Origin of the sequence: Streptomyces glomeratus (assembly GCF_021462825.1) — a bacterium.
GTDB classification, from domain to species: Bacteria; Actinomycetota; Actinomycetes; order Streptomycetales; family Streptomycetaceae; genus Streptomyces; species Streptomyces glomeratus.
Genome location: NZ_JAKEEB010000051.1, coordinates 19950 through 30620, shown reverse-complemented (window position 1 = coordinate 30620; position 10671 = coordinate 19950). Strand labels below are relative to the sequence as shown.

9 protein-coding genes are annotated in these 10671 nt (G+C 72.8%); 2 read left to right on the top strand and 7 right to left on the bottom strand.

What is annotated here, in order from left to right:
* The 4 genes from LZ604_RS33085 to LZ604_RS33070 form a co-directional block, all read right to left on the bottom strand.
* Positions 1 to 615, bottom strand: a 615-nt coding sequence (locus tag LZ604_RS33085) for a biotin/lipoyl-containing protein (protein ID WP_308283704.1), incomplete at its 3' end; no start/stop codon positions are given.
* Between the two features lie 63 nt (positions 616 to 678).
* Positions 679 to 2067, bottom strand: a complete 1389-nt coding sequence (gene lpdA / locus LZ604_RS33080) for a dihydrolipoyl dehydrogenase (protein ID WP_234519764.1) — start codon at positions 2065 to 2067, stop codon at positions 679 to 681.
* Positions 2068 to 2434: 367 nt separating this feature from the next.
* On the bottom strand, positions 2435 to 3973 hold the full coding sequence (locus LZ604_RS33075; protein WP_234519763.1) for a leucyl aminopeptidase: 1539 nt from the start codon (positions 3971 to 3973) through the stop codon (positions 2435 to 2437).
* 230 nt (positions 3974 to 4203) lie between these two features.
* Positions 4204 to 4989: an adenosylcobinamide-GDP ribazoletransferase gene (locus LZ604_RS33070; protein ID WP_234519762.1), complete on the bottom strand. Its 786-nt coding sequence runs from the start codon at positions 4987 to 4989 to the stop codon at positions 4204 to 4206.
* A gap of 89 nt (positions 4990 to 5078) precedes the next feature.
* On the opposite strand from LZ604_RS33070, the gene LZ604_RS33065 reads away from it, so the two are divergent.
* Positions 5079 to 5840: a hypothetical protein gene (locus tag LZ604_RS33065; RefSeq protein ID WP_234519761.1), complete on the top strand. Its 762-nt coding sequence runs from the start codon at positions 5079 to 5081 to the stop codon at positions 5838 to 5840.
* On the opposite strand, the gene LZ604_RS33060 is transcribed toward LZ604_RS33065, so the two are convergent.
* The 3 genes from LZ604_RS33060 to cobT form a co-directional block, all read right to left on the bottom strand.
* Positions 5780 to 6481 carry a hypothetical protein gene (locus LZ604_RS33060; RefSeq protein WP_234519760.1) on the bottom strand — a complete coding sequence of 234 codons (702 nt, stop codon included), beginning with the start codon at positions 6479 to 6481 and terminating at the stop codon, positions 5780 to 5782. The two genes, LZ604_RS33065 and LZ604_RS33060, sit on opposite strands and share 61 nt — an antisense overlap.
* 27 nt (positions 6482 to 6508) lie before the next feature.
* Positions 6509 to 8302, bottom strand: a complete 1794-nt coding sequence (locus tag LZ604_RS33055; protein WP_234519758.1) for a phosphatidylglycerol lysyltransferase domain-containing protein — start codon at positions 8300 to 8302, stop codon at positions 6509 to 6511.
* 149 nt (positions 8303 to 8451) lie between these two features.
* Positions 8452 to 9519, bottom strand: coding sequence for a nicotinate-nucleotide--dimethylbenzimidazole phosphoribosyltransferase (cobT, locus tag LZ604_RS33050; RefSeq protein WP_234519757.1), 1068 nt, complete (start codon positions 9517 to 9519; stop codon positions 8452 to 8454).
* 218 nt (positions 9520 to 9737) lie between these two features.
* Here cobT and LZ604_RS33045 point away from each other — a divergent pair, with 218 nt between their 5' ends.
* On the top strand, positions 9738 to 10628 hold the full coding sequence (locus LZ604_RS33045; protein WP_234519756.1) for a class I SAM-dependent methyltransferase: 891 nt from the start codon (positions 9738 to 9740) through the stop codon (positions 10626 to 10628).
* The last annotated feature ends 43 nt before the right edge of the window (positions 10629 to 10671 follow it).

Genomic DNA, 10671 nt, shown 5'->3' with positions numbered 1-10671 from the left:
CGGCTGGCCGATGACGGCGAGCTTGGAACCGACCTCGGCCGTCTCGTCCTCGCCGACCACGATCTCCAGCAGCACACCGGAGGCGGGCGCCGGGATCTCGGTGTCGACCTTGTCCGTGGAGACCTCGAGCAGCGGCTCGTCGGCCTCGACGGTGTCACCGACCGACTTCAGCCAGCGGGTGACGGTGCCCTCGGTGACCGACTCGCCGAGCGCGGGCAGGACCACGTCGGTCCCCTGGGCGCCACCGGCCGGAGCGGCGGGGGCGGCGGCCGGCGCAGGGGCGGCCGGGGCCTCGGCGGCCGGAGCCGGAGCGGGCTCGGCGGCGGGGGCGGGGGCGGGCTCGGCGGCCGGAGCCGGAGCCGCGGCCGGGGCACCCGAGCCGTCGTCGATGATGGCCAGCTCGGCGCCGACCTCCACCGTCTCGTCCTCGGCGACCTTGATGGAGGACAGCACACCGGAGGCGGGCGCCGGGATCTCGGTGTCGACCTTGTCGGTCGAAACCTCGAGCAGCGGCTCGTCGGCCTCGACGCGTTCGCCCTCGGCCTTCAGCCAGCGGGTGACAGTGCCCTCGGTGACGCTCTCGCCGAGCGCCGGAAGGGTTACGGAAACCGCCATGGTTTCGGTTTCTCCTTAACGAAGTGCGGAAGTCTGTGTCGTCGCGTCCGAAGACTGAAGGCGTCAGTCGTGGGAGTGGAGGGGCTTGCCGGCCAGGGCCAGGTGGGCCTCGCCGAGCGCCTCGTTCTGCGTCGGGTGGGCGTGGATGAGCTGGGCGACCTCGGCCGGCAGCGCCTCCCAGTTGTAGATCAGCTGCGCCTCGCCGACCTGCTCGCCCATGCGGTCGCCGACCATGTGGACGCCGACCACGGCACCGTCCTTGACCTGGACGAGCTTGATCTCGCCCGCGGTCTTGAGGATCTTGCTCTTGCCGTTGCCCGCCAGGTTGTACTTGAGAGCGACGACCTTGTCCGCGCCGTAGATCTCCTTGGCCTTGGCCTCGGTGATGCCCACGGAGGCGACCTCCGGGTGGCAGTACGTCACCCGCGGCACACCGTCGTAGTCGATCGGGACGGTCTTCAGGCCGGCCAGCCGCTCCGCCACCAGGATGCCCTCGGCGAAGCCGACGTGGGCGAGCTGGAGCGTCGGGACCAGGTCACCGACGGCGGAGACGGTCGGGACGTTGGTGCGCATGTACTCGTCGACGAGGACGTAGCCGCGGTCCATGGCGACCCCGGCCTCCTCGTAACCCAGCCCCTGGGAGACCGGGCCGCGGCCGACGGCGACGAGGAGGACCTCGGCCTCGAACTCCTTGCCGTCGGCGAGGGTGACCTTGACACCGTCCTGGGTGTACTCGGCCTTCTGGAAGAACGTGCCCAGGTTGAACTTGATGCCGCGCTTGCGGAAGGCGCGCTCGAGAAGCTTGGAGGAGTTCTCGTCCTCGACCGGGACGAGGTGCTTGAGGCCCTCGATGATCGTGACGTCGGAACCGAAGGACTTCCAGGCGGAGGCGAACTCGACGCCGATGACGCCGCCGCCGAGGATGATCGCGGACTTGGGCACGCGGTCCAGGACGAGGGCGTGGTCCGAGGAGATGATGCGGTTGCCGTCGATCTCCAGACCCGGCAGCGACTTCGGCACGGAACCGGTCGCCAGGAGGATGTGACGGCCCTGGATCCGCTGACCGTTCACGTCGACGGACGTCGGGGAGGACAGCCGGCCCTCGCCCTCGATGTAGGTCACCTTGCGGGAGGCGATCAGGCCCTGCAGACCCTTGTACAGGCCCGAGATGACCTCGTCCTTGTACTTGTGGACGGCCGGGACGTCGATGCCCTCGAAGCTGGCCTTGACACCGAACTGCTCGCTCTCGCGGGCCTGGTCGGCGATCTCGCCCGCGTGCAGCAGGGCCTTGGTGGGGATGCAACCCCGGTGCAGGCAGGTGCCGCCGACCTTGTCCTTCTCGATCAGGGCGACGTCCAGGCCCAGCTGCGCCCCGCGCAGGGCCGCGGCGTAACCACCGCTACCACCGCCGAGGATCACTAGGTCGAAAACGGTGCTGGCGTCGTTCGCCACGTCACGTCCTCCATGCATGTGCGCCGTGCGCCGGTCTCCGATGACCGGCAGGCGGCTGGTGTCCGGCCGCTTGTTGCTTCGGCCCTTCGGTGGGGCCCTGTCCTGCCGAGACCCCATCTTTGCACTTGTCGGCGGCTGAGGAGACGCCGGGCCGCTGTCTGGAACGTCTGATCCATCACGTCGGGAGGTCGCGGCCACCCCGCCCCGCGCGGATTTCGTCGAGGGCGTAACGCCCGTGCGGGCGGGAGGACGGCCCGGTGTGTGCGGCGACGAGCGCGGCGGCCGGGGACCCACCGACGAGGGCGGCCCCGGGTGCCGTGGCACCCGGGGCCGCCCTCGTGTGCGCCTCATGGGCGCGCGGGGGAAGTCAGCCGAGGTCGCCCGCGGCCGTCAGCTCCGCGAGCCGCACCAGGGTGCGGACCGCCGAACCGGTGCCGCCCTTCGGGGTGTAGCCGAAGGGCGCCTGCTCGTTGAAGGCCGGGCCGGCGATGTCCAGGTGGGCCCAGGTGATGCCCTCGCCGACGAACTCCTTGAGGAACAGACCGGCGACCAGGCCGCCACCCATCCGCTCGCCCATGTTGGCGATGTCCGCCGTGGGGGAGTCCATGCCCTTGCGCAGGTGCTCCGGCAGCGGCATCGGCCAGGACTCCTCGCCGACCTCCTCGGCGGCCTCGTGGATCGCGGTGCGGAACGCGTCGTCGTTCGCCATGATCCCGAAGGTGCGGCTGCCGAGCGCCAGCATCATCGCCCCGGTCAGGGTCGCGACGTCCACGATCGCGTCCGGGTTCTCCTCCGACGCCGCCCACAGCGCGTCGGCGAGCACCAGACGGCCCTCGGCGTCCGTGTTGAGGACCTCGACGGTCTTGCCGCTGTACATGCGCAGCACATCACCGGGACGGGTGGCGGAGCCGGAGGGCATGTTCTCCGCGAGGGCGAGCCAGCCCGTGACGTTGACCTCGAGACCGAGACGGGCGGCGGTCACGACCGCGGCGAAGACCGCCGCCGCGCCGCTCATGTCGCACTTCATGGTCTCGTTGTGGCCGGCCGGCTTGAGGGAGATGCCGCCCGAGTCGTAGGTGATGCCCTTGCCGACGAGGGCCAGGTGCTTGCCCGCCTTGGGGTGCGTGTACGACAGCTTCACCAGGCGGGGGGCGGAGGCCGAGCCCGCGCCGACGCCGAGGATGCCGCCGTAGCCGCCCTTGGCCAGCGCCTTCTCGTCGAGCACCTGCACCTTGAGGCCGTGCTCCTTGGCCGCGGTCTGCGCGAGGGCCGCGAAGGCCGCCGGGTTCAGGTCGTTCGGCGGCATGTTGATCAGGTCGCGGGCGCGGTTGAGCTCCTCGGCGACCGCGACGGCGCGCTCGACGGCCGCCTTGTACGCCTTGTCGCGGGGCTTGCCGCCGAGCAGGGCGACCTCGGCGAGCGGAGCCTTGCCGTTCCTGGCGCTCCTGCCGCCCTTGGCGTTCCTGCCGTTGTCCTTGTACGTGTCGAAGGAGTACGCGCCGAGCAGCGCGCCCTCACCGATGACGCCGGCGTCGGCGGCGTCCGCGATCGGCAGCGCGAAGACGGCCTTCTTGGAGCCGGCGAGCGCACGGGCCGCGGAGCCGGCGGCGCGGCGCAGCGACTCGGCGGTGTAGGTCTCGTCCTTCTCCGGTGCCGCACCGAGCCCCACGGCGACCACGACGGGAGCCTTGAAGCCGGAGGGTGCGGGCAGCTTCGTCACCTCGCCCTCGGCACCCGAGGCGCCCAGGGTCTCCAGGACGGCGGCGAGCCTGCCGTCGTACGCCTGGTCCACGGCCTCGGCGCCCGGTGCGACGACCGGGCCCTCGGCGCCCTTCGCGACACCGACCACGATCGCGTCGGCGCGCAGGCCGGCCGCCGCGGCGGTGCTGAGAGTGAGAGCAGTCACGGTGGTGAATTCTCGCTTCCAATTGAGTTTCGGTGGCCGAACGGGATGGGGTCGACCGGCCCGGGAACCGACCCTAGATTGCTCCGATCGTTCGGTCTTCACCTGGGCAGGGAAACACCCGGCACGAGCCTACGCGCGGTGGCCGGGTTCGCCATGGCCGAGGGTGCCCGCCTGCCCGTGGCGCCCGCGCACCGCGGGATGCCGGGTGCCGGGTGCCGGGCGATGGGCTTTCAGCCCAGGGACAGCACCACGAGCGCGGTCGTCGCGGCCGTTTCCGCGAGGCCGCCGAAGACATCACCGGTCACCCCGCCGAAGCGCCGGACGCAGTGACGCAGCAGCAGCTCCGCGGCGGCCACCGCGAGCACCACCGAGGCCACGGTGCGGACGCCGCCGTCAAGGCCGGACACCGTGGTCCCGGCCGCCGCGGCCGCCGCGGTCACCGCGAGCCCCACCGCGAGGGCGCCCCCCACCGGAACCACCCCGGCGACCGCCGCCCCCAGCCCCTCCGGGCGGGCGGCCGGCACCCCGTCGCGCGCGGCCAGCGTGAGGGCGAGCCGCGCCGCGGTCGCCGAGACGACGGCGGCCAGCAGGCCCCGCGTCCAGGAGGCGCCGTACGCCTGCGCGAGGGCCGCCACCTGGGCGAGCAGCACGAGCACCAGGGTGATCACGCCGAACGGCCCGATGTCCGACTGCTTCATGATGCGCAGCGCGTCCTCGGCGGGCTTCCCGCTGCCGAGCCCGTCCGCGGTGTCGGCGAGCCCGTCCAGATGCAGACCCCGGGTCAGCACGGCCGGTACGGCGGCGCCGGCGACGGCGGCCGTCAGCGGGCCCGCGCCCAGCAGGAGCAGGACCGCGCCGAGCAGTCCGGCGAGGGTTCCCACCGCCACTCCGGCCAGCGGCGCGCACACCATGCCGCCGCGAGCGGCCTCCCGGTCCCAGCGGGTCACCGTGACGGGCAGCACGGTGAGGGTGCCGAAGGCGAAGCGGAGGCCGTGCAGGAGCGGGGTCTTGGACACGGCCGAAGGGTACGGGACCGGTGCGGCCGTCCTGCCGTCGGGCGGCCGTGAACGGGCAGGACGGGGGCCGCCGCGGGCACACTTTCCCCATGGGCCACTGGCTGGAGCGCAATATCGTCGAACCGGGCAAGCTCCCGCTGCTGCTCGCGCTGGCCTCGTTCGTGCTGACGTTCCTGGTCACCCGGGTCGTCACCCGTCTCATCCGCGCGGGCAAGGGCCCGTTCGGCAACGTCAGCGCCGGGGGTGTGCACATCCACCACGTCGTGCCCGGTGTCGTCCTCGTCCTGGTGGGCGGTTTCGGCGCGCTCGCCAGCCGCCACGGCCCGGGTTCCGGTGTGTGCGCGATCCTCTTCGGTGTCGGGGCGGGCCTCGTCCTGGACGAGTTCGCCCTGATCCTGCACCTCGCCGACGTCTACTGGACGGAGGAGGGACGCAAGAGCGTCGAGGTCGTCGTGCTCACGGCGGCCCTGGTCGGGCTGGTCCTCGCCGGCTTCGCGCCGTTCGGCGTCAACGACGTCTCCGCGGCCGAACTGCACGATCGCGCCGCCGTCGTCGTGAGCGTCGCCGCGAACTTCCTCTTCGCGCTGCTCGCCCTGAGCAAGGGCAAGGCGCGTACGGCGCTGTTCGGCGTGATCGTGCCGCTGATCGCCGTGGTCGGCGCCCTACGGCTGGCCCGCCCCGGCTCCCCGTGGGCCAGACGCTTCTACCGCCGGCGGCCGCGCGCCCGCGCCAGGGCGGGCCTGCGCGCCTACCACCACGACCGCCGCTGGGCGGCCCGCAGCCGCAGACTTCAGGACTGGATCGGCGGCAGACCGGACTCGCAGGACACCCGGGTGCCCCAGCGCCAGTAGCGGCTCAGCGCCGACACCCCGCACAGCACCAGCACCGCGGCGATCGCGGCGATGTGCTCCTTGCCCGCGAGGTTCTCCTTGATCAGGAGCTCGCCGACCATCGCAGCGGTCACCACGCCTCCCGTGACGTACGCCTGGTGGCGCCAGCACAGAAACAGGGCCAGCCCGATCACCGCCGCCGACGGACCGGTGTCCACGACCTGCGCGTCCGTGGCGGGCAGTCCCAGCGGATGGTGCGCGCCCAGTTCGATCCCCATCCGCGCGTACAGCGTGCCCGCCAGCGTGGCGACGTACGCGATACCGAGCGTGCGCCACCAGCCCAGGCAGATCTCGGCGATCCCGAACACGAACAGGATCTGCAGGAGCGCCCCCCACACCGGCAGATCGAGGGCCGGTACGAAGAGGGAGAGCGGGGTCCGCAGCAGTGCCCGCCCGAGTGGCTCCTCGGCCCGTACGGATCCGATGTGCTGCACGAGCCCGAAGCCCCACGACTGGTTCTGCACGAACTGCAGGACCGACGTCAGGCACACGGCCGTGAGCGTCATCGGCACCGCCCGCCGGCGCCGCCGTGCGAGGGCCTGTCGCACGGTGACGTACACCGGCCCCCACTCGGTGCGGGCCAGGCGGGCGAGTGCGTTCATCCAGCGTTCCTCATCGTCCGGCGATCCTCATCTGTGCGACTCCAGGTGCTTGCGGTGCAGCCACTTCGGCAGTCCCGGAGCCTCCAGAAACCCCTCGGCACGCGCCGCGGCGACGCCGATGCGCAGCAGGTCCGCGCTCTTCTCGAAGAGCAGGAACCGGGGCTCCCAGATGGGCCGGTACTTCGCGTTGGCCCGGTACAGCGACTCGATCTGCCACCAGCGCGAGAAGAAGCTGAGCAGCGAACGCCACAGCCTGAGCACCGGTCCGGCGCCGAGGCGCGCACCACGTTCGAAGACGGACCGGAACATGGCGAAGTTGAGCGACACCTGGGTGATCCCGATCTCCCGGGCGCGGCGCAGGAGTTCGATGACCATGAACTCCATGAGCCCGTTCTCGGAGTCGCGGTCACGCCGCATCAGGTCCAGCGAGAGCCCGTGCGGTCCCCACGGCACGAACGACAGCAGCGCCCGCAGCCGGCCCTCGGCGTCCGCGCACTCCAGCATCACGCACTGCCCGTCCTCCGGGTCGCCGAGCCGCCCGAGCGCCATGCTGAAGCCGCGTTCGGTGGCCCCGTCCCGCCAGTCGTCGGCCTTCTCCAGCAGGAGCGCCATCTCCTGTGCGGGGATGTCCTGGTGGCGCCGGATGCGTACCGTGTACCCGGCGCGCCTGACCCGGTTGTAGGCCTGGCGGACGGTACGCATGGCCCGCCCGTCCAGGGTGAACTCGCCGACCTCCACGATGGCTTCGTCGCCGAGTTCGAGGGCGTCCATCCCATGCCGCGCGTACACCGTCCCGGCCTCCTCGCTCGCGCCCATCACGGCCGGGATCCAGCCGTGCGCGCGGGCCTCGGCGAGCCAGGGCTCGATGGCCCCGGGCCATGCCTCGGGGTCGCCGAGCGGGTCGCCGGAGGCGAGCGAGACTCCGCCGACGACCCGGTAGGCGACCGCGGCCTTGCCTGTGGGTGACCAGATCACGCTCTTCTCCCGGCGCAGTGCGAAGTACCCGAGGGAGTCCCGCTCGCCGTGCCGGGCGAGCAGCGCCCGCAGCCGCTTCTCGTCGTCCTCGGTGAGCGGGTCGACGGCACGCCGGGAGCGGAAGGCGGCGTACAGCACGGCCAGCACCAGCAGCGTGCTGAACACGTTGATGGTGACGTTGACCCAGTTCGGCGTGGAGATGCCGGGGTAGTGGGACTCGTCGGCGGCGACCGAGACCAGCCGCAGGGTGCCGTAGCGCCACCGGTCCGGGAAGGTCGAGCGGTGCTGGTCGTGCGCGGTGTTGGTGACGGTCACCAGGAGCGCGGCGAGCAGCGAGGAGGCGAGCAGGCCGCCGACGGCGACCACGGCGGCGAGCCGGGGGTTGGAGCGGTCGCCCTTGGCGTAGAACTCCCGCCGCCCGACGAGGAGGGCGGCCACGAAGCCCGCGGTGAGCACCAGGGAGACCCAGTTCTGCGCGTACTGCCGGATCTCCGGGAAGGTCATGGCGAAGGCGAACAGCAGCAGGAACGGCCCGCCGAGCACGAGGTTGAGGATCCATGCGGCCCGCTTGCGCCGGCGCATGGTCACGGCCAGGAACATCGTGAAGACGCCCGAGGCGAAACCCGCGGTCAGCAGGTACGGGGTGAAGAGGTCTTCCTGGTTGTGCCGCCGTACGTCCTGGCCGAGGGAGACCCATACGGCGGAGAGAAAGTTGACGAAAGTGACGACGCGCAGGTACCAGACGGCGCAGGCGGCGGCTCGCCGGGAGGCCCGACTGGACCGCCGCGCCTCGCTCTCCGGCCGAACCGTGCGTTCCTGTTCCGCGGTAAAACGGGCATCTCCCATGAAGGGCGATGATATGGGGCGTTCGGCTGTGTGCGGGGGAGTAGTACGAGACGCACTCCGGCCGGTCCGGCCTCCCCGGACCGGCCGTGCGCCCGGCCGCTCACAGCGCCAGGTCGGGCGTGGTGCCCCGCTCCTTCGTCGTCCTTCCGCTAGTCCTCGCCCCCGGTCTCCGCGGACTTCTCCGGGAGCTCCGCCGCCAGCGCGGCGGCGGCCTGCACCAGCGGCAGCGCCAGCAGCGCACCGACGCCCTCGCCGACGGTCACCCCGTGGTCGAGAAGCGGCTCCAGCGCCATCCGGTCCAGCGCCTTGGCCTGCGCGGGTTCACCGCTGTTCTGCCCGGCCAGCCACCAGTCCGGGGCGCGGAACGCGATCCGCTGCCCGACCAGCGCGCACGCCGCCGACACGACCCCGTCCAGGATCACCGGGGTCTTGCGCACGGCGCACTGCAACAGGAAGCCCGTCATCGCGGCCAGATCGGCCCCGCCGACCGCGGCGAGCAGCTGCATCTGGTCGCCCAGCACCGGCCGGGCCCGCCGCAACGCGTCCCGCACGGCCGCGCACTTGCGCATCCACGCCAGGTCGTCGATCGCGAGACCCCCGCGCCCGGTCACCACGGACGCGTCCGTCCCGCACAGCGCGGCGACCAGCACGGCCGCCGGGGTGGTCCCGCCGACGCTGACATCGCCGAGGACCACCAGGTCGGTCCCGGCATCCGCCTCCTCGTCCGCGACCGCGATCCCCGCCCGGAACGCCGTCTCCGTCTCTTCGGGCGTCAGCGCGTCCTCGATATCGATGCGTCCGCTGCCGCGTCGCACCCGGTGCCGTACGACGTCCGCGGGCAGCTCGCCGGGATCGCAGTCCAGCGCCATGTCGACCACGCGCACGGGCACGTTCAGCTGCCGGGCCAGGATCGACGCCGTGCTCGCGCCCTCCAGCACCGCCCGCACCAGCCGGTCCGCACTGCCCGCCGGCCGCGCGGACACACCGAGGGCGGCGATGCCGTGGTCGCCCGCGAACAGCACCACACGCGGTCGCTCGATCGGCCGCACCGGGACGGCGGACTGCGCGGCCGCCAGCCACTCGCCCAGGTCGTCCAGGCGGCCCAGTGCCCCGGGCGGCACGATCTGACGCTCCCGGCGCGCTTCCGCGTCGCGGCGCACCCCGCCGTCGGGGCGCTCGATCAGATCGGTGAAGTCGTCGAGATTAAGCGAGCTCATTCGCCGAACAGTACCGGCCCGGATCGGGCGTCGAGGCGCCACGTCGACGGCACGTCATTGCACCTCCGAGCGGTGTCCCATACATACCTTTTAAGCAGATATGTCCGCGCCTCTCGATCGCAGCCGAACGCCCCTCCCTCCGCTGCCGTCCGTCGTCCCGCCACCCCACGGCCTTCAGCGGTCACCACCGTCACCACCGTCGCCCACAGGAGCCGCCCATGCGCCGCACCCCACGGACGGCCGCCGCGCGCCGCGCCGAGTGCCCAGGCGAACCCGCCGCGGACTCGGACCGGTTGCCGGAGCCACCCCGACAGGACTGCCCGTGGTGCGGCTCCCCGCGGCTGCGCGCCCGGCGCCCGCTGCGGCCGGGCGCGTTCGGCGTCGACGTGTGCCGGGACTGCGCCCACGTCTTCCGCAACCCTCGCCCCACCGTCGAGGAACTCGCCCGCCACGACTCCGACGCCCCCGACTGCCCCCGGGGCGGTCACCGCCTCGCCGAACGCCTCTTCGGCGCCCGCGCGAGCACCCGGCGCCACCGGGCCGCAGCCCGCGCGCTGCTGCCCCTCGCGGAGCCGGAGAGCTGGCTCGACGTCGGCACCGGGCACGGCCACTTCCCCGAAGCGGCCAAGGAGATCCACCCGTACACGTCCTTCGACGGACTCGATCCCACCCGGCGCGTCCACCGGGCGGGTGCCGCGGGCCGCCTCGAGGAGGCCCATCGCGGGCACCTCACCGACCCGGCGATCCTCACCCGCCTGCGCTCCCGCTATGACGTCGTCAGCATGCTCCGCCATCTGGAGCACAGCCCCGACCCGCGCGCCGAACTGCGCGCCGCGCTGACCGTGTTGCGCCCCGGCGGCCATCTGCTCGTCGAATCCGCCGACCCCGCCCGCGCGTTCGGCCGGCTGCTGTGGGTCCCCCACGGCCGGCCGCGGGTCCTCCACCTCGTACCCCAGGCCAACCTGCTCGCCGAACTCGAGCACCTGGGCTGCGCGATCGTCGACGCCACGGCCACGGCGGCGGCCCGCGCTTCGGCCAGGCTGCCGCGGCCCCCTCGGCTCTCGACCGCCTACCGGGTCATCGCCCGCAGACCGCCGTCACCCACGTAGCGCCGGGCGGACGGCCGTCACGCGCGCACGGGGGCCGTCTCCG

Excerpts from the sequence above, each read along its gene's own strand:
- LZ604_RS33065 (WP_234519761.1), top strand. The coding sequence starts at position 5,079 with ATGGGCCACTGGCTGGAGCGCAATATCGTCGAACCGGGCAAGCTCCCG.
- LZ604_RS33060 (WP_234519760.1), bottom strand. The coding sequence starts at position 6,481 with ATGAACGCACTCGCCCGCCTGGCCCGCACCGAGTGGGGGCCGGTGTAC.
- LZ604_RS33055 (WP_234519758.1), bottom strand. The coding sequence starts at position 8,302 with ATGGGAGATGCCCGTTTTACCGCGGAACAGGAACGCACGGTTCGGCCG.
- cobT (WP_234519757.1), bottom strand. The coding sequence starts at position 9,519 with ATGAGCTCGCTTAATCTCGACGACTTCACCGATCTGATCGAGCGCCCC.
- LZ604_RS33045 (WP_234519756.1), top strand. The coding sequence starts at position 9,738 with ATGCGCCGCACCCCACGGACGGCCGCCGCGCGCCGCGCCGAGTGCCCA.